The sequence below is a fragment of the Crossiella sp. S99.2 genome (assembly GCF_023094165.1).
Classification (GTDB): Bacteria; Actinomycetota; Actinomycetes; order Mycobacteriales; family Pseudonocardiaceae; genus Crossiella.
Genome location: NZ_JALMDK010000009.1, coordinates 365550 through 383982, shown reverse-complemented (window position 1 = coordinate 383982; position 18433 = coordinate 365550). Strand labels below are relative to the sequence as shown.

Here is an 18433-nt window from a genome sequence, read left to right as displayed (position 1 = left end):
ACGCCAGGTTCACCCGCGTACCAGGGCGACCAGCGTGGCCACGACCTCGTCCCGCGGCACGTCCTCGCGCTCGCCGGTGCGCCGGTCCTTGACCTCGACCACGCCGTTGGCCAGCCCGCGCCCGACCACCACGATGGTGGGCACGCCGACGAGTTCCGCGTCGGCGAACTTCACCCCGGGCGAGGCGGTGCGGTCGTCCAGGATCACCCGCACGCCCTGCGCGTCCAGCTCGGCGGCCAGCGATTCGCCGCCCTCGCGCAGAGTCTCGTCCTTGCCCGCGATGACCACGTGCACGTCGGCGGGCGCGATCTCGCGCGGCCAGATCAGCCCGCGACCGTCGTAGTGCTGTTCGGCCACCGCGGCGACCGCGCGGGAGACGCCGATGCCGTAGGAGCCCATGGTGATCCGGACCGGCTTGCTGTCCGGGCCGAGCGCGTCCAGCCCGAAGGCGTCGGCGTACTTGCGGCCGAGCTGGAAGATGTGGCCGATCTCGATGCCGCGCGCGGCGACCAGCACGCCGGCGCCGTCCGGCGAGGGGTCGCCCTCGCGGATCTCGGCGGCCTCGATCACGCCGTCGGGGGTGAAGTCGCGGCCGGCCACCAGGTCGATCACGTGGTGGTCGGCCTGGTCCGCGCCGGTGACCCAGGCGGTGCCGGTGACGATGCGCGGGTCGGCGAGGTAGCGGACCCCGTTGTCCTGGATGGCCTTCGGACCGATGTAGCCCTTGATCAGCCAGGGGTTGGCCTTGAAGTCGGCCTCTTCGAGCAGCGCGACCTCAAGCGGCGAGACCGAGGCCTCCAGGCGCTTGAAGTCGACCTCACGGTCGCCGGGCACGCCCACGGCGAGCAGGTCCCAGTCGGCGTCGCCGGGCTTGCGCACCTTGACCATGACGTTCTTCAGCGTGTCCGCGGCGGTGAACTCGCGGCCGAGGGAGGCGCCGTTGAGGAAGTCGACCAGGGTCTCGATGGTCGGCGTGTTCGGCGTGTGGTGGACCTGCGCCGCGGGCAGTCCCTCAAGCGCGCGAGCGGGCGGCACCGGCGTGGTGACGGCCTCGACGTTGGCCGCGTACCCGGACTCCAGGCACCGCACGAAGGTGTCCTCACCGGTCTCGCTCTCGGCGAGGAACTCCTCGGAGGCCGAGCCGCCCATCGCGCCGGAGACCGCGGAGACGACCACGTACTTGAGGCCGAGCCGGTCGAAGATCCGGATGTAGGCCTCGCGGTGCAGCTCGTAGGAGCGCTTGAGGCCCTCGTCGTCCAGGTCGAAGGAGTAGGAGTCCTTCATGACGAACTCGCGGCCGCGCAGGATGCCCGCGCGGGGCCGCGCCTCGTCCCGGTACTTGTTCTGGATCTGGTAGAGCACGGCCGGGTAGTCCTTGTAGGAGCCGTACTCGCCCTTGACCATGAGGGTGAACAGCTCCTCGTGGGTGGGCCCGAGCAGGTAGTCCGCCTTCTTGCGGTCCTGGAGCCGGAACAGGCTGTCGCCGTACTCGGTCCAGCGGCCGGTGGCCTCGTAGGGCTCCCGGGGCAGCAGCGCGGGGAAGTGCACCTCCTGGCCGCCGATGGCGTCCATCTCCTCGCGCACGACCTTCTCGATGTTGCGCAGCACCCGGTAGCCCAGCGGCAGCCAGGAGAACATGCCCGGCGCGACCCTGCGGACGTAGCCGGCGCGCACGAGCAGCTTGTGGCTCGGCACCTCGGCGTCCGCCGGATCCTCGCGCAGCGTGCGCAGGAACAACGACGACATCCTGGTGATCACGACGGGACTCCTGGGGTTTCGGGATCGGGTGGACGTGCGCTGACAAGACGCGCGGGAAAGCGTAGTGAAGGGTATCCGCGCAGCGCAGGCGGGTTGTCGGTGGCAGGGTCTAGCGTGCGCGCCATGACAGAGCGGACAGTGGGTTTGAGCATCGGCATGGTGACCATCGACTGCGCGGATCCGCAGGCGCAGGCCGGTTTCTGGACTCAGGTGCTGGGCGCCTCGGTCGCCGCGGACTACGGCGATTACGTGGTGCTCGCGCCACCGGGTCCGGGCGCCACTGGGATCGGGTTGCAGCGGGTCCCCGAGGAGCGGGCCGGCAAGAACCGGGTGCACATCGACCTCACCGGACCCGATCCGGACGCGCAGATCGAGCGGGTGGTGGGGCTGGGCGCCCGGGTGCTGGCCACACACGAGGTGCCGGGGCTGACCTGGACGGTGCTGGCCGATCCGGAGGGCAACGAGTTCTGCATCGCCAACCACGGCGACCCGGCCGAACTGGGCTGAGGACCGGCTTCGCGGTCGTCAGCCCTCGGTCGGTCGCGTGTGGTCAGCCGGGGCGGGCAGCCGTTCGCCGTGGGTGACCCAGCGGTGCACGACCTCGAAACCGGCGCGCCGGTACACGCCGAGCGCGCCGGTCGGGTTGTCCGTGTCCACGCCGAGCGCGGCGCGTGGGAATCCGGCGGCGGCGCAGCGGGCGAGCACGTCGGCGATCAGCGCGGCGGCCAGGCCGCGGCGGCGCCAGGGCCGTCGCACGCCGATGTCGCCGAGCCAGACCCGTTCCCGGCCCTGGTCGTCGCGGTCGTGCTCGCCGCGGAAGCAGAGCACGTATCCGGCGATCTGGTCGCCGTCGTAGGCCAGGCGGGACAGGTCGCGGCGGAAGATGCCGGATCCGACGAAGTTGTGCTGCCAGTAGCCGGGGTCGGCTTCGGGGCTGCCCCAGTGGTCGCCGAAGGTCTCCACGTAGGCGAGCCGGACCGCCTCGTCCGCGCTGACCGAATGGTCCTCGAAGCGCAGGCCCTCGGGCACCGGCGCGGTGACCAGGGGTGTGGTGAGGTCGCACGCCATGTCGAAGAACCAGCGCACCGGTTCCATCCCGGCGGCGGTGAGGATCTTCTCGTGGTCGGCGTCGTCGGCGTGGCGGCCCGCGGTGACAAAGCCAGGCAGGGCGCTGCCGCCGTCCCCGTGCATCCGCCGGGCACGGTCGCGCTGCCAGCGCAGCAAGGCGGTGCCGATGCCGCGGCGGCGGTGTCCGGGGTGCACGGCGCAATCGAGGCGGTACCAGAGTTTGGGCTCACCGGTGGGCTTGCGATAGACCGAGCCGACGGCGACGAGCGTCTCGCCGTGGAAGACGCCGAGGGAGTCGGTGGCCGGGTCGAAGCCGGGCACGGCCAGTTCCTCGGCGAGTTCGCTCGCGGAGTATTCCTCGCCGCCGGGGTCGGCCTTCTGCGTGGCGGCGGTCAGCGCGGCCCAGGCCGGGGTGTCGGCCTCGGTCAGCGGGCGATGGCTGAGGTCCGCGCCGAAGGTCTGCATGAGTAAGGAAGGTAGGGACCACCCAAGGAGGTGACGACTGAATTTCGCCGGGCCCCGGCCCGGATAGGGTGCGTTCGTGCTGGTGCTGCTCCCTCCTTCGGAAACCAAGGCCCCCGGCGGCGACGGACCCGCGCTCGCGGTGGACGGGCTGTTCGCGCCCGAGCTGAACCCGGTGCGGGAGAAGCTGCTGGACGCGCTGGTGGAACTGGCCGCCGACGTGCCCGCGAGCCTGGCCGCGCTCGGCATTTCCGCGCGGCAGTCCGCCGAGGTGGAGCGCAACGCCGAACTGCGGCGGGCGCCGACCATGCCCGCGCTGTCCCGCTACACCGGGGTGCTCTACGACGCGCTGGACGTGCCCGGGTTCGGCAAGGCGGAGCTGGCGCGGGCGAACGCGCGGCTGGCGGTGGCCTCGGCGTTGTTCGGCGTGCTCGCCGCGGACGACCGGATTCCGGCCTACCGGTTGTCCGGGGGCAGTGTGCTGCCCGCGATCGGACCGCTGGGCGCGCTGTGGCGGCCCGCGCTGGAGCCTGCGTTGACCACGGTGTCCGGGCTGGTGGTGGATCTGCGGTCGGGTGTGTACGCGAACCTGGCGAAGATCCCGGACGCGGTGACGGTGCGGGTGCTGACCGAGGCCGCGCGCGGCAAGCGGACCGTGGTCAGCCACCACAACAAGTCGCACAAGGGCAGGCTGGCGCGGGCGCTGGCGGTGACCAGGTCCGAACCGTCCACTGTGGACGGTGTGCGCAAGGTCGCGGCGGCCGCGGGCCTGCGGGTGGAGCGGGCTGGGGAGCTGGCCCTGGACGTGGTGGTCAGCGGCTGATCCGCCGCCGCGGAAATTCGGTTGTGCGCCACCGTTGTGGTCGTCATGCTGCTGTCGCACGCACCGGCGCCGGTGGTCATACCGGCTGGGTCGAGGAGGTGGGATCGATGGAACTTGCCATCGCCCTGGGCGCGGTTCGCCGCTGCCCGCCCGTTCTCCCCGCCGGTCGCTGACGCTTTCGCTCGCGCACGGCTGGGGTGTAGTCACCTAGGAGACCCAGCGTGCGCAGGCACGAGTACGACAACGCCTTCAGTTCATCCCGCACCCCGCGCCGCAAGAAGCGCTTCGACGACGAGGAACCGCGCGACGCGACCCGGCGGCGGCGCTTCGAGGAGCTGTCCCGCTCCGAACGCGGCCCCGGCCCCGTGCCGGACTGGCTGGTCACCGACCCGGACACCACCGACGTCGAGCTGGGTGTGCTCAAGACCGGCAAGGAAGCCGATGTGCACCTGATCGAGCGGACCGGCGCGGACGGGACCTCCTGTCTGCTGGCCGCCAAGCGGTATCGCGCCCGCGAGCACCGCATGTTCCACCGCGACGCCGGCTACCTGGACGGTCGCAAGGTCGCCGAGTCCCGGCAGATGCGCGCGATGGCGCAGCGCACCTCCTTCGGCCGCGATGTGATCAGCCAACAGTGGGCGGTCGCCGAGTTCGCCGTGCTCAGCCGGTTGTGGCTGGCCGGGGCGCCGGTGCCGTATCCGGTGCAGCTGGCCAACACCGAATTGCTGCTGGAGTTCCTCGGCGAACCCGACGGCACCGCAGCGCCCCGGCTGGCCCAGCTCCGCCCGGACCCGGACGAGCTGCGCGGCCTGTGGCGGCAACTGGTGCAGGCGCTGCTGGACCTGGCCGCCCAGGGCCTGACCCACGGCGACCTGTCCGCGTTCAACCTGCTCGTGCACCGCGGGCGGTTGATGCTGATCGACCTGCCCCAGGCGGTGGACCTGGTCGCCAACCCGGCGGCGGGCGGCTACCTGGATCGCGATGTGCGCGGGGTGTGCGACTGGTTCGTCAGCCGCGGCATGTCCCCTGGCGTGGCCGATCCGGACTGGCTGTCCGACCTGCTGGCCAGGGAGGCCGGCATCCGCTGACCCGCGCGGCACCGGAGTCCAACCGGTGGGCGCCGCGGTCCGCTTCGTGGACTCCGCGCGCCCACCGGTCCACCCCCGCGCTGACCTGTGCGGACGTTAGCTCGCTCACTAGGAGCTGGATCGGTGCGGAGCTTCTCCGGACACCAGCTACACTGATCAGGTACCGCGATCGGGCGGACGACCACTGGTCGCCGCCCAGCCATACTGAACGGCCCGTGGTGCCACACCACCCACCAGAGGCGCGCAACGCGCCGGGCTCGTCCTTGCGATCAGCTCCCGAAACGCCATCCATGGCGTGGGGCATCCCCGAGACGTGCCATGTCTCGGAGGTCATCTGTGTCCGTTGACACATCTGTCAGTCCCGTTCGCCCTGAGGACGCCGAGGGCGTCGTCGAGCAGGCGGTTCCTTCCTTCAGCGAGCTTGGGCTGCCGCTCCCGGTCGTGCAGGCGCTGACGCGCAAGGGCATCACCACCCCGTTCCCGATCCAGGCCGCCGCGATGCCCGACGCGCTCGCCGGCAAGGACGTGCTCGGACGGGGTCAGACCGGTTCCGGCAAGACCCTCGCGTTCGGCCTGCCGATGCTGACCCGCCTGGCCGGCTCGCACGCCAAGCCGCGCCAGCCGCGTGGCCTGGTGCTGGTGCCGACCCGCGAACTCGCGATGCAGGTCCAGGACTCGCTCACCGACTACGCCGACGCGCTCGGCCTGACCTGCCGCATGGTCGTCGGTGGCACCTCGTTCCCGAAGCAGATCAGCGCGCTGCGCCGCGGCGTCGACCTGCTGATCGCCACCCCCGGCCGGCTGGCCGACCACGTGCGCCAGGGCACCGCGGACCTGTCCGAGGTCACCGTGACCGCACTGGACGAGGCCGACCAGATGGCCGACATGGGCTTCCTGCCCCAGGTCCGCGAGCTGCTCGACCTGGTCGCCGCCGATGGTCAGCGCCTGCTGTTCTCCGCGACCCTCGACGGTGACGTGGACAAGCTGGTCCGCCAGTACCTGAAGAACCCGGTCACGCACTCGACCGCGCCCTCCTCGGCCAGCGTGACGACCATGGACCACCACGTGCTCCTGATCTCCGCCGAGGACAAGAACACCATCGTGGCCGAGGTCGGCGCGCGGGACGGTCGCACGATCATGTTCGTGCGCACCAAGCACACCGTGGACCGCCTGACCAAGAAGCTGCGCAGCCTGGGCGTTCGCGCCGGCGCGCTGCACGGCGGCAAGACCCAGGGCGCCCGCACCCGGACGCTGGCCGAGTTCCGCGAGGGCATCGCCCCGGTGCTGGTCGCCACCGACGTCGCCGCCCGCGGCATCCACGTCGACGGTGTCAGCCTGGTCCTGCACGTGGACCCGCCTGCCGACCCCAAGGACTACCTGCACCGCGCGGGCCGCACCGCGCGGGCCGGCGAGTCGGGCACCGTGGTCACCCTGGTGCTGCACAACCAGCGCCGCTCGGTGCAGGCGATGACCGGCAAGGCCGGCGTCAGCCCGGTGACCACCAAGGTCCGCCCCGGCGACCAGGCGCTGATCGAACTGACCGGCGCCCGCGAGCCCAGCGGCGAGCCGATCCCGGACGAGCCGGAGCGTCCCGTGGGCCGCCGCAAGTTCGGCGACCGGCCGGAGCGCGGCGAGGGCGGCGGCGGTTACCGCGGCCGGAGCAACTGGAACGACCGTGGCCAGGGTGGCCGGCCGAACCGCTTCAAGCCGAGCACCGACGAGCGCGGTGGCGCGTCCCGGCGGGACTACACCGAGGCCCGGCGCGACTTCCGCGACAGTGGCGAGGGCCGGTCCGACTCGGCCAACCGCGGCGAGTACCGCGGCGGTGGCGAGTACCGGTCCAACGACCGCGGCGGCTACCGCGGCAGTGACAACCGGAGCACCGACAGCCGGGGCGGCGACTTCCGCCGCACCGACGACACCCGTGGCCCCCGCCAGGGCGGCTACCGCGACAACGCCTCCCGGGACAGCGCCCCCCGCGAGGGCGGCTACCGGGAGAACCGTTACCCAGGTAACCGTTATTCGGAGAACCGCGCAGGCAGCGGCTCCTACGGCGAGAACCGCGGCTACGGCGAGAACCGCACCGCGGGCGAGCGCACCGCCGGCGGCGGCGACCGCTACCGCAGCGAGGGCAACCGCTACCGCGCCGACAACCGCGGTGAGGGTCGTTACGACACTCCTCGCTCGGACAACCGGCACAGCGCGGGCTCCGGCAGCACCGGCGAGAACCGCTACCGCTCCGGCGGCGACAACCGGCGCGCGGGCGGCGAAGGCTGGCGCGGCGGCGACGGTCGCCCGAGCGGCAACCGCAGCAGCAGCAGCAGCGGCGGCTGGCAGCAGCGCCGCCACACCGGCGGTGCCACCCACCGCCCGAGCGCGGGTCGCTGACAAGTAGCAACAGCACGAACGGGGCGGCCCCGGCACCAGATCGATGGTGCCGGGGCCGCCCCGTTTTTCGGCTTCCGGTACTGCGGGTGCTCTCGCCCGAGAGGTGGGTGCCTGGGACGGGGCTGGCTCACGTCGTACCAGCGCGGTCGACTGGTTCGCGCGGTCGCGGAGCGCCGAGTCACGTCCTGCGGTAGAGCGCCAAGCCACCGCACGCAATCGCCGAGCCGTCCCATCGCCGAGTTGTCAGGTCGCGCGGTCGTCAGGTCGCGCAGTCCTTCCGTCGCTGAATCGCACGGTCGCACGGTCGCACGGTCGCCGAGCATGCGCGGAGCCACCCGTCGCGTCCCCACGCACCAACCTCGGCCCACTCCCGAGACCCGCCCCGGCACTCCCCCAGGCCCGGCCGCGCCCTCAGCCTCCCAGCAGCCCCGGCACGACAGCGATCAGCTCGACCGGCCCGGCAGCTCCGCGGCCAGGCCCGCGACCGGCCCGACCACGATGATCGCCGGCGGTCGGATGCCCTCGTCCCGGATCGTCGCGCCCAGGCCGTCCAGCGTGCAGCGCAGCACGCGCTGGCTCCGGGTCGCGCCCTCCTGGATCACCGCGACCGGGGTGTCCGCGGGGCGGCCGTGTTCGATCAGCGCGGTGGCGAAGACCTCGGCCCGTTCCACCGCCATCAGCAGCACGAGGGTGCCGCGCAGCCGCGCCAGCAACGACCAGTCGACCAGGGAGCGCGGGTCGTCCGGCGCGACGTGCCCGGACACCACGACCACCTCATGCGCCACCCCGCGATGCGTCACGGGCACCTCGGCCAGGGCGGGCACGGCGAAGGCGCTGGTCACCCCGGGGACGACGGTGACCGGCACGCCTGCTTCGGCGCAGGCGATCAGTTCCTCGAAGCCGCGGCCGAAGACGTAGGAGTCACCGCCTTTGAGACGGACGACGAACTTCCCGGCCAGGGCGTTGTCGATCAGTGTCTTGTTGATGAACTCCTGGCTGGCTGCACGGCCGTAGGGGATCTTGGCCGCGTCCACGACCTCGGTCTGTGGCGGCAGGTCCTCCAGCAACTCGCGTGGCGCGAGCCGGTCGGCGACCACGACGTCGGCCCTGGCCAGCAGTCTGCGGCCGCGCACGGTGATCAGCTCCGGATCGCCGGGGCCGCCGCCGACCAGCGCCACGCCGGGCAGTTCACCGGCACTCACCCGCGGGTCGGTGCCCGCGTGCGCGTCGTCGAGCTGGCCGGTGCGCAGCGCGTCCAGCACGGTGTCGCGCACCGCGGCCGAGCGCAGTGGCCTGCCACCTGACAAGACCCCGAACAGCAGTCCGTCGTGCTCCCCCATCGCGGGTGTGACCGCGGTGCCCTTGACACCGATGTCGGCGCGCACGCAGAACACCCGTCGCGTCTCGGCCTCGGCGACCACCGCGGCGTTGACCTCCGGGTCGTCCGCGCAAGCCAAGACGTACCAGGCGGTGTCAAGATCGCCCTCGGCGTAGCGGCGGCGGGTCCAGGTGATCTCGCCGGCCTGGGCCATGGCATCCACCGCGGGCGTCGCCTCGGGGGCGATGACCTCCACCGCCGCGCCGACCGCGACCAGCCGGGGCAGGCGGCGCTGGGCGACGGTGCCGGCTCCGATGACGACGACCCGGCGGCCGGTGAGGTCGAGTCCGGCCAGATAGTGGTGCTCTGCGTGCATGGGAAACAGCATGCCCCGGGCCGCGGTGAAGTCCACGATGACGTCACCGAGCTGTGGTGATGACCATATCGATCATTGATTGGAATATTCCTCAGCAGGAAACGGTGAGAGCGGGGCGACCCTCACCACCGCCCCGCTCTCGTTGTTCGCCCGGTCAGGCAGTCAGGGCCGGGTAGTCGGTGTAGCCGCGGTGGTCGCCGCCGTAGAAGGTGGCCGGGTCGGCCTCGTTCAGGTCAGCGCCGGCGCGGAACCGCGCGGGCAGGTCCGGGTTGGCCAGGAACTGCCTGCCGAAGGCGACCAGGTCGCAGGCGCCGTCGGCGATCGCCTGCTCGCCGTGTTCCTTGCCGGTCGGCGCGCCGTCGTTGTTCGGGGAGAGGATGACCACGCCCGGCCACTGCGCGCGCAGCGTGCGGGTGAACTCGCGGCCCGCGCTCTCCACGATGTGCAGGTAGGCCAGGCCCAGCGGCGCGATCTCGCGCAGCAGCGCCGGGTACAGCTCCTCGGTCTCGGTCTCGCTGATCCCGTTGAAGGTGTTCGCCGGCGAGATGCGCAGGCCGACGCGCTCCGGGCCGATCGCCTTGGCGACCTCGGTGGCCACCTCGACGGCGAACCGAATTCGGTTGGCCACCGAGCCGCCGTACTTGTCCGCGCGCTGGTTGCTGCCGCTGGCCAGGAACTGGTGGATCAGGTAGCCGTTCGCCCCGTGCAGCTCGACGCCGTCGGCGCCGGCGCGAATCGCGTTGCGCGCGGCCTGGACGTACTCGGCCACGGTCTGCTCGACCTCGGCGGTGGTCAGCTCACGCGGCGTCTCGTTGTCCACCAGGCCCTCATAGGTGAAGGTCTGCCCCTCGGCGAGCACCGGCGACGGTGCCACCTGAAGTTCGCCGTCGTGCAGCGAGGAGTGGCCGATGCGGCCGGTGTGCATGATCTGGATGAAGATGCGGCCGCCCTCGGCGTGCACCGCGTCGGTGACCTTGCGCCAGCCCGCGACCTGCTCGTCGGTGTGCAGCCCAGGCGTGGTCACGTAGCCCTGGCCGATCGCCGACGGCTGGGTGCCCTCGGTGACGATCAGGCCGGCGCCGGCCCGCTGGGCGTAGTAGGTCGCCATGAGGTCGGTCGGCACCCCGTCCCGGTCGGCACGGTTACGCGTCATCGGGGACAGGACGATGCGGTTGGCCAGTCCAAGGCCGCCGATCTTCGCCTCGTCGAACAGGGTGCTCACGTGCGTCCTCCACAAGTTTTTCCCGACTGACTTACTTTCCATAAGCTTCCTGATCGAAGGTTAGCTTGTCAAGCGGAAGGCGCTAATCGGAGGTAAGCTGCACAAATGGACCAGATCACCCCCTACTGTCCGCAGTTCCAGGACGCCATGGAGGTGCTCGGTCGCCGGTGGACCGGGGCGATCGTGCGCGCCATGCTGGCCGGCCGGACCAGGTTCTCCGAGCTGACCGAGACCATCCCCGACCTGACCGACCGGCTGCTGTCGATCCGGCTCAAGGAGCTGGAGAGCGAGGGCATCGTCACCCGGCACGTGGAGCCGACCCGGCCGGTGCGCATCGAGTACCGGCTGACGGACAAGGGCCGCGAGCTGGCCGACGTGGTGATCCTGCTCGGCGACTGGGCGCACCGGCACGCCCCGCCGGAGGCGCAGGCCCAGTACGCCGCGATGAAGGCGGCCCAGGCGGCGAGCGCGGCTGGCGCCGCGGCGGCGAGACCGGCCGAATCCGCCACCGCGGAGCCGATCAATCAGACCTGAAACGAATTCGGAAACAGAAAAAGCTCTGCCTGCCCCGGGCGGCGGATGGGGCAGGCAGAGCAGTCTCTCTTCGGCGCGATCAGCACACTGGATGCGGATTTGACCGCCCGCCGCGAACTTCTCGCGGAACTACCACTTCGTGCTTCGTACTCCGTTCTCTGGCACCGCGGCGTCGGGGGGCTTCGGATAATCCCTTCGCCACCACTCGTGCTGTAGTGGCCACCACTTGCCTGCCGTGACAGGCCCGTTTCTCGACCTCCCCGAGTCTGGCCCGACTACGTCCCGGTGCTAAGTCAATGCCAACACGCGGCCAACAGGCTGGTCAACTGCACGGAAGTTGGATTTTCCGGGACCTGTGGAAACACGATCCGCGACGATTACCGGACGGTCACGGCCACAGAATTGACCGAACCAGCGAGTTCGACTGTCCTGGGTACACATTCGGTTGAACTCGTGCACGCGGCCGGTTCACTTCGGGCCGGATTTCTCAGTGTCCGGGGGCCCTGTGGATAGTCGCGACACCGATCACGACGGCGGTGCTAGCGTCGAACTCGGCCGGGTCCAGCTCGGCCAGCGGGATCCACCGGGCGGTCTGATCTGGCCGGCCCGGGTTGCGGACCACACCGGCTGGGGTGTCCGGTCCGCGGGATTCCAGCAACACGGTGCGGACCTCGGTCGCCAGGGTTTGCCAGGCGGTCGTGGGGCTCAGCCAGAGCGGCAGGTCGCTCGCGGCGAGTCCACGCAGACGCTGTTCTTGTTCGGGCCAGGGCTGGGCCGCGGACAGCAGCAGCTCGATGTGGCCGCCTGGTGCGGTGGTGCCGCTATGCGGTGCTGCGGCGGCATCGGGGTCTGCGGGCGAGTGCGATGCCTCGGGTGGCTGGTGTGGCGTGCTCGGCTGCACGGCCGGATTCGGGTGTGGGGCGGCGAGGGTTGGGGCACTTCGCAAGGCTGTGGCCGCGACTGCCATTGGAGACAGGCCGGGGACGGCCACCAGGGTGATTTCCGGGCCGGTGGCGGGGGAGGTTGGGCTCAGCAGGGCCACGGCGCGGCCGGCGGTGGCCAGGTCCACTGCCTGGGTGGCTGCTTCGTATGGGTTGCCGCTGGACCACAGTTCGGTGCCGGGGCGGACCAGGGTGCGGACCTGGGCGAGGTCTTGTTCGGTGCCGACCACCACGGCGGCTTTGCGGAGTTCCGCTTCGGCTCGGGGGACGCGTAGGTCGGGGTGACCGGGGCCGAGGTCGATGACGGCCAGGCGGCCTCGCGGGCGGATGCGGGCGGCGGCGACGGTGACGTTGCCGCGCGGGGTTTTCTCGGCGGCGAGTTCGGTGGGGGCGCCCTGGGCGAGGGTGGTGGCGGCGTGCAGGGCGGCGGCTTCGGCGACGCTGGGGGTGCCGGTGGTGGCGTGCACCTGGGGGCTGGGGTTGGGGACCTGGATGGTGGCCAGGGTGGGGGCGGGGTAGCGCAGCAGGCGGGCGGTTCGGGCGGTCCAGAAGCCGTGGTCCTCGACCGCTTCGACGATGCCAGGTTCGGCAGCCTTGGTCTCGACGGTGGCGAAGGCGAGCACGGCGCGGTGGTCCAGGCGGTGTTCGTCGGTCAGCGCGGCCACCGCGGTGGTGACGGCGGTGGTGGACACGCCGCTGCCGGCGCCGATGCCGACGACCAGGGTCCTGGGTACCAGGCGCAGGACGTGGCCTTCGGGTTCCGGGTTGGGCAGGCGGTCGTCCAGCAGGACTGTCCACTGTGGACTTTCATCGCCGAGCGGGGTGTCGGAGAGCAGGACGTTGGCCGGCAGGGCGGGCAGCGGGAAGCCGAGGGGGTTGGCCAGCCGGACGCGTTCGCCGGCCAGCACGGCGGCGCCGCAGGCGGTGAGGTCGCCGTCGACGGCGGCGTCGAGGAGTTCGACCAGGTCGTCCAGTGGCGTGGTGCCGGTGGCGTGTTCGGCGGCGGTGACGACTGCGGTGCCGCCGAGGATCTCGGCGACCTGCTCGGCGAGGTCGCGGGCGTTGCCCGCCGGGCCGTCGATGAGGGCTACGGCGAATCGTTCCGCCTCGTCGACGCAGACCACGGCCGGGTCGTTGTGGCGTTCGCGCAGCAGTGGGGCGAGCAGGCGGATGGTGGAGTCGGTGGCGAGCAGGAACACCGCGGCGTCCAGCTGGGGCCACAGGCGTTCCAGCGCGGGGCGGATCGGGCCGTCGGCGAGCACGGCGGCCGGGCCGAGGCGGCCCGCGAGTTCGGCGGCGGCTTGCCTTCCGGCGGCGCTCGCCGCGAACAGCCCGATCACACGGCAACGCTATCCGGCGTCCTCGCGGCGGCCGAACAGCAGGGTCGTCGGGTTGACCGCGGTGAGGGTGCTCGATCCGTCGGCCAGGGTGCCCAGCCGGGCGGCGCTGAGCTGGCAACCGTCGACCTGGTAACCGCCGCCGCGCAGCGCGTTGCGGCAGGCGGCGACCTCGTCCAGCGCGTTGAGGCCGACGACCACGCGTTCCGCGCCGACCGCGGCGCAAGCCTCGACGACCTTGGGACCGCCGCCGCCGACGTAGACCGCGTCCGGGGTGGGCAGGCCGGAGAGCACCGCGGGGGCCTCGCCCTCGACCATCCGGACGTCCACGCCGTGGTTGACCGCGTTGGCCACGATCCGCATGGTGTGCACCGGATTGCGCTCCACCGCGATCACCGCGGCGCCCAACCGTCCACATTCGACACCCAGCGCGCCCGAACCCGCGCCGACGTCCCACACCAGCATCCCGGGCCGCGGCGCGAGCCGGGCCAGGGCGAGGGCGCGGACCTCGGCGGAGGCGACCATGCCGTCGCGGTGGGCGAATGCCTCCTCGGGCAGCGCCCAGCCGCCGACCGCGGGCACCGGCTCGCCGCCGAGGTACCAGCCCGGCTCCGGCACCAGGCCGGGATCGGTGAGGCACAGCACCAGGTTCGGGTCCTTCCAACGCCGTTTCGCGGCCTTGGCCGGGGAAATCGAGGTGACGTTCTCGTCCGGGCCGCCCAGGTCCTCGGCCACGATCAGCGTGCGCCGCCAGCCCAGCAGGCCCGCGCCGATCTCGGCCGGACCGGCCACGCCCTCGGTGAACACCGCGACCGCCGGGCGGGCGCGGCAGACGTTGAGCGCCTTGCGCAGTTCGCGGCCCTGGGCGTTGACCACGGTGACGTCGTCGCTGGAACGGCCGATGCGGGCGAGCAGGCGCTGCACGGTGGAGAGCGCGGGCACCACCTGGGCGCGGATGTTGCGGGCCCGGATCTCCCGCAGGATCCCGAAATACCCGGGGTCGCCGTGGTCGAGCACCACGGCGGGGCCGTCCTCGTCGGTGAGCGAGCCGAGCGCGGTCAGCGCGGGCCCGAGCGGACCGAGTTCGATCCGGCGCGCCCCTTCGGGCGCGTGGAGTTCCAGCAGCCGACGCCTGCCGATGACCAGCCGCGCGTCGGCAAGGGCCTTCTGCGCGTCGGGGACCAGGGGACCGCCGTCGACGCCGACCACAGTGACCGTCATGTCGCCACCCACTCCGCCTCGGTTACGGCCACCACCGGCCGACCTGAAGTCGATCATGGCAACGCCGGGCCGGATCCGCTGGCGCGGCTCGCCGATGAACCGTTGAAGTACCCGAGTGGCGGCGGGCGCGCGGCGACAACGCCGTGCGTTCCGCTAAGTCCTCGTCCGCCGTCATCGGGTCAGCTGCTTCGCGGAGTCCGTTTGGTCCGCCGGGCGGCGGTGGACTTCGCCTTGCTCTTGCCTGCGGCGGATTTGCCCGCCGTCGGCGCCTTCACCGCGGGCTGGGCCGGGGTGGCCGCCCGCGATTCGGTCTTGGGGGCTTCGACCTCGACCGCGACCTTGACCGTCTCGATCCGCGGGGTCCCGGCCGGGTTGTCGGCCTGGGGTCGCTGGATCGCGGGGGCGGTGCCGTGGTGGGCCGGAACCTGCTGTGCCGCAGTGGTTTTCGCGGCGGGCGCGGGCGCGCTGGTGAAGCCGGCTCCGGTCTGGCCCGCACCGGTCGGGTGCGCGGCGTGCGCGCTCGTGGCGGCCGTGGCCGCGCCGTTCGTGGCCGAACCATTCGGGCTCACGCCGTTCGTGGCCGCGCCGTTCGTTCCCGCGCCGGATCTGGAAGCACCAGACTTGGCGGCGCGGTTCTGCTCGTCGTGCAGGGCCAGGGTGACCTGGCCGGAGCGGGTGGCGGCCGCGGCGGCGGCGCGCTTGGACGCGCCGGTGCGGTAGCGCGCGCCTGCCCGGGAGGACCGGGTGGACTCGAGCTGGTCGCGGCCGGACCACCAGGTGTTCGGGGTGGCGGGGGCCTCGGCCTCGACCACGGCTTCGGGTGGCTGCCCGGCGGCCAGGCGTTCGGCGCGGCGGGCGGTGAAATCACTGCGGCGGTAGCTCGCCGGGCGGGCCCCGGGCTGGTACAGCCGGGACCGCTGACCACCGGCGCGCAGCACCTGGCCGATCAGGAACAGCGTCTGCCGCCAGAGCTTGTGCTCCTTGACCGTGCCCAGCAGTTCGCCGAGCGTGGTCTGCACGAGCAGCTCGTCCGGCCAGCTCGTCTTGTACGCCACCACGACCGGGGTGTCCTCGGCGTACCCGCCCGCGCGCAGCTCCTCGACGAGCTGTTCGGTGCGGGCCGCGGACAACGCGACCGCCATGGTGCCGCCGTGCGCGGCCAGTTCACGCAGCTTCGCGCCGTCGGGCAGCGCGCCGGTATCGCCCTCGGGCCTGGTCAGCACGACCGGCGCGGCGGCCGAGACCGGGCCGAGTTCCCGGCCCGCGGCGGCCGCGGCGGCGGAGAGGGTCGAGACGCCGGGGACGATCTCGACCTCCAGGCCGATCTTCTGCGCGGCGTCGTACTGCTCCTGCACCGCGCCCCAGAGCGTGGCGTCGCCGGAGTGCAGGCGCACCACGGACAGCTTCTTCACCGCGGCCCGGCGGTAGACGTCGAGAACCTGTTCGTGGCTCACCCGGGAGCAGTCGATCAGCTCGGCCTCGGCGGCGGCGTGTTCGCGCACGCAGTCGGCGTCGACGACCGCGGGCGACCACACCACGATGTCCGCCTCGGCGATCCGCCGCGCGCCCCGCAGCGTGATCAGGTCGGCGGCACCGGGCCCCGCGCCGATGAACGAGATCCGACCACTCACAGCAGTTCCCCTCTCCCGCGGCAGGCGGAAGGACTTCTCTGTCCACTTCGGACTTGGCGCCGGTGTCGCGAGTCGGTGTGCTCCGAGCGTCCGGCGAGTAGGCGACGACGTTACCGCCTGCGATCCCCGGCCCGTGCAGCCCGGTACCCGCTAGACCAAGATCGCCACGTCACGTAGCCGCCGCTGCGCCGAATCGCCGGACCTGTGACGGTCCACCTAGGACAGTGGTGACTGTGTGTGTCGGGCAATCGATAGCCGCGCGCGAATGGACTGGAGGCCAGACCCTCGATCCGGCGTTCAGGGTTGGCGTGCGGCGAAGGTCGCGGCGCGGCTGACGAACCGGGCGATCGAGCCTGGATCCTCGGCCGGGTGGGTGTGCAGATAGGACGCGTGCACGCCGTCGAGCACAAAACCCTCGGCGCGGGGGCCCTCGTCCGCTCGCCAGGCCCAGGCCGCGGGGGCACCCGATGCGGGGATCAACTCGGTGCGGTGGAACTCGTGCGCGGTGCGGCGCGTTCCGGCCTGCTGCAGCGCCGAATCGCCGATCGCGACCGCGTCCCGGTAGCCGAGGGTCAGGCGCGGGGTCATCCGGGCGGCGGCGGGCAGCACCCCGCACATCGGGCGGCCGTCGAGTTCGCGGGCCAGGTAGAGCAGCCCGCCGCATTCGGCGTGCACGGGCGCGCCCGCGGTGGCCAGGGCGGCGACCGCGGCGCGCAGCGGGGCGTTGGCGGACAGCTGCTCGGCGTGCTGTTCCGGGAAGCCGCCGGGCAGCACGAGTCCGGTGGTGCCCGCGGGCAGGGCCTCGTCGCGGAGCGGGTCGAACACCTCGACCTGGGCGCCGGCGGCGGTGAGCAGTTCGGCGTGCTCGGTGTAGCCGAAGGTGAACGCGGAGCCGCCCGCGATGGCGATCACCGGCCGGCTCGGGCCGGGTTCCAGGCCGTGTTCCCAGGCCGCAGGGGGCAGGGGCGGGGCGGAGCGGGCGAGGCGGAGCACCGCGTCCAGGTCGACCGCGCCGGCGACCTTGTCCGCGAGCGCGTCCACCACCTCGGTGGCCGCGCGCCCGTGTTCGGCCGCGGTGACCAGGCCGAGGTGCCGGGAGGGCAACTCGAAGGCCGGGTCCCGCGGCAGGCTGCCGAGCACGTCCAGGCCGACCTCGGCGCAGGCCTCGGTGAGTACCTGGGTGTGCCGGTCGGAGCCGACCTTGTTGAGCAGCACCCCGGCGATCCGCACGGCCGGGTCGTAGCTGCGGAAGCCGTGCAGCAGCGCGGCCAGGCTGCGGCTCTGGCCGCGGGCGTCCACGACCAGCGCGACCGGCGCGTCCAGCAGGGTGGCCACGTGCGCGGTGGAGCCGTGGCCTGGCGTGCCCAGGCGGCCGTCGAACAGGCCCATCACGCCCTCGATGATCGCGATGTCGGCATCGCGCGCGCCGTGGGCGAACAGCGGGCGCACCCGGTCCTCGCCGCAGAGCACCGGGTCCAGGTTGCGGCCGGGGCGGCCGGTGGCCAGCGCGTGGTAGCCGGGGTCGATGTAGTCGGGGCCGACCTTGCCGGGGGCCACCCGGAGTCCGCGGCGGCGCAGCGCGGCCATCAGGCCGGTGGCGACCGTGGTCTTGCCCGCGCCGGAGCCGGGGGCGGCGATGACCAGCCGGGCTACCACTCGATCCCCCGCTGGCCCTTCTGCCCGGCGTCCATCGGGTGCTTGACCTTGGTCATCTCAGCGACCAGGTCGGCGGCTTCCAGCAGCGCGGGCGGGGCGTAGCGGCCGGTGATGATCACGTGCTGGTGGCCGGGGCGGTCGCGCAGGGTGGCCACGACCTCCTCGACGTCGATCCAGCCCCAGTGCATCGGATAGGTGAACTCGTCCAGCACGTACATGCCGTGCCGGGCTTCGCCGAGGCGGCGGGCGATCTCCCGCCAGCCCTCGCGGGCGGCCTCGGCGTGGTCGGTCTCGGTGCCCTTCTTCCGGCTCCAGGACCAGCCCTCGCCCATCTTGTGCCATTCGACCTCGCCGCCCTCGCCGGTCTGCTCGTGCAGCCTGCCGAGCGCGCGGAAGGCCTCCTCCTCGCCGACCTTCCACTTGGCGGACTTGACGAACTGGAACACGCCGATGGACCAGCCCTGGTTCCAGCCGCGCAGCGCCATGCCGAAGGCTGCGGTGGACTTGCCCTTCATCTCGCCGGTGTGCACCACCAGCAGCGGCCGGTTGCGGCGCTGCCGGGTGGTCATCCCGTCGGCGGGCACACTGGTCGGTTGTCCTTGCGGCATCG

14 protein-coding genes are annotated in these 18433 nt (G+C 72.4%); 5 read left to right on the top strand and 9 right to left on the bottom strand.

Going from position 1 to position 18433, the window contains the following annotated elements; translation table 11 throughout:
* Positions 1-9: 9 nt before the first annotated feature.
* The gene (locus tag MZC64_RS32430; RefSeq protein ID WP_247760446.1) at positions 10-1758 is read right to left on the bottom strand and encodes a proline--tRNA ligase; all 1749 of its coding nucleotides are present in this window, start codon (positions 1756-1758) and stop codon (positions 10-12) included.
* Positions 1759-1896: 138 nt separating this feature from the next.
* Here MZC64_RS32430 and MZC64_RS32425 point away from each other — a divergent pair, with 138 nt between their 5' ends.
* The gene (locus MZC64_RS32425; protein ID WP_247760887.1) at positions 1897-2265 is read left to right on the top strand and encodes a VOC family protein; all 369 of its coding nucleotides are present in this window, start codon (positions 1897-1899) and stop codon (positions 2263-2265) included.
* Between the two features lie 18 nt (positions 2266-2283).
* On the opposite strand, the gene MZC64_RS32420 is transcribed toward MZC64_RS32425, so the two are convergent.
* Entirely contained in the window at positions 2284-3291 is a 1008-nt protein-coding gene (locus MZC64_RS32420; RefSeq protein ID WP_247760447.1) for a GNAT family N-acetyltransferase, read from the bottom strand.
* Between the two features lie 76 nt (positions 3292-3367).
* On the opposite strand from MZC64_RS32420, the gene yaaA reads away from it, so the two are divergent.
* The 3 genes from yaaA (at position 3368) to MZC64_RS32405 (ending at position 7587) form a co-directional block, all read left to right on the top strand.
* Complete coding sequence (gene yaaA, locus MZC64_RS32415) at positions 3368-4111, top strand: peroxide stress protein YaaA (RefSeq protein ID WP_247760448.1); 744 nt, start codon at positions 3368-3370, stop codon at positions 4109-4111.
* A gap of 221 nt (positions 4112-4332) precedes the next feature.
* Positions 4333-5199, top strand: coding sequence for a serine protein kinase RIO (locus MZC64_RS32410; protein ID WP_247760449.1), 867 nt, complete (start codon positions 4333-4335; stop codon positions 5197-5199).
* A 318-nt stretch (positions 5200-5517) separates the two neighbouring features.
* A complete protein-coding gene (locus MZC64_RS32405; RefSeq protein WP_374205811.1) occupies positions 5518-7587 on the top strand; it encodes a DEAD/DEAH box helicase in 2070 nt (689 codons plus the stop codon).
* Between the two features lie 443 nt (positions 7588-8030).
* On the opposite strand, the gene cobA is transcribed toward MZC64_RS32405, so the two are convergent.
* Both cobA and MZC64_RS32395 read right to left on the bottom strand, forming a co-directional pair.
* The gene (cobA, locus tag MZC64_RS32400; protein ID WP_247760451.1) at positions 8031-9281 is read right to left on the bottom strand and encodes a uroporphyrinogen-III C-methyltransferase; all 1251 of its coding nucleotides are present in this window, start codon (positions 9279-9281) and stop codon (positions 8031-8033) included.
* Between the two features lie 154 nt (positions 9282-9435).
* Positions 9436-10503, bottom strand: a complete 1068-nt coding sequence (locus MZC64_RS32395; RefSeq protein WP_247760452.1) for an alkene reductase — start codon at positions 10501-10503, stop codon at positions 9436-9438.
* A 105-nt stretch (positions 10504-10608) separates the two neighbouring features.
* Between MZC64_RS32395 and MZC64_RS32390 the strand changes: the two genes are divergently transcribed.
* The gene (locus MZC64_RS32390) at positions 10609-11037 is read left to right on the top strand and encodes a helix-turn-helix domain-containing protein (protein ID WP_247760453.1); all 429 of its coding nucleotides are present in this window, start codon (positions 10609-10611) and stop codon (positions 11035-11037) included.
* 487 nt (positions 11038-11524) lie between these two features.
* On the opposite strand, the gene MZC64_RS32385 is transcribed toward MZC64_RS32390, so the two are convergent.
* From MZC64_RS32385 to cobO, 5 genes are all read right to left on the bottom strand, one after another.
* Positions 11525-13318: a cobalamin biosynthesis protein gene (locus MZC64_RS32385; protein WP_247760454.1), complete on the bottom strand. Its 1794-nt coding sequence runs from the start codon at positions 13316-13318 to the stop codon at positions 11525-11527.
* A gap of 9 nt (positions 13319-13327) precedes the next feature.
* Positions 13328-14536, bottom strand: coding sequence for a precorrin-6y C5,15-methyltransferase (decarboxylating) subunit CbiE (gene cbiE, locus MZC64_RS32380; protein ID WP_247760455.1), 1209 nt, complete (start codon positions 14534-14536; stop codon positions 13328-13330).
* Positions 14537-14715: 179 nt separating this feature from the next.
* Complete coding sequence (locus MZC64_RS48195; protein WP_308301091.1) at positions 14716-16167, bottom strand: cobalt-precorrin-4/precorrin-4 C(11)-methyltransferase; 1452 nt, start codon at positions 16165-16167, stop codon at positions 14716-14718.
* A 297-nt stretch (positions 16168-16464) separates the two neighbouring features.
* The gene (locus MZC64_RS32370; RefSeq protein WP_247760456.1) at positions 16465-17823 is read right to left on the bottom strand and encodes a cobyrinate a,c-diamide synthase; all 1359 of its coding nucleotides are present in this window, start codon (positions 17821-17823) and stop codon (positions 16465-16467) included.
* Positions 17817-18431: a cob(I)yrinic acid a,c-diamide adenosyltransferase gene (gene cobO / locus MZC64_RS32365; protein ID WP_247760457.1), complete on the bottom strand. Its 615-nt coding sequence runs from the start codon at positions 18429-18431 to the stop codon at positions 17817-17819. Before cobO ends, MZC64_RS32370 begins: the two co-directional genes overlap by 7 nt.
* Between the last annotated feature and the right edge of the window lie 2 nt (positions 18432-18433).

What these genes read in the sequence shown, in the direction of transcription:
- MZC64_RS32405 (WP_374205811.1), top strand. Translation starts at nt 5,518, where the DNA reads ATGTCTCGGAGGTCATCTGTGTCCGTTGACACATCTGTCAGTCCCGTT.
- MZC64_RS32420 (WP_247760447.1), bottom strand. Translation starts at nt 3,291, where the DNA reads ATGCAGACCTTCGGCGCGGACCTCAGCCATCGCCCGCTGACCGAGGCC.
- cbiE (WP_247760455.1), bottom strand. Translation starts at nt 14,536, where the DNA reads ATGACGGTCACTGTGGTCGGCGTCGACGGCGGTCCCCTGGTCCCCGAC.
- cobO (WP_247760457.1), bottom strand. Translation starts at nt 18,431, where the DNA reads ATGCCGCAAGGACAACCGACCAGTGTGCCCGCCGACGGGATGACCACC.
- MZC64_RS32390 (WP_247760453.1), top strand. Translation starts at nt 10,609, where the DNA reads ATGGACCAGATCACCCCCTACTGTCCGCAGTTCCAGGACGCCATGGAG.
- cobA (WP_247760451.1), bottom strand. Translation starts at nt 9,281, where the DNA reads ATGCACGCAGAGCACCACTATCTGGCCGGACTCGACCTCACCGGCCGC.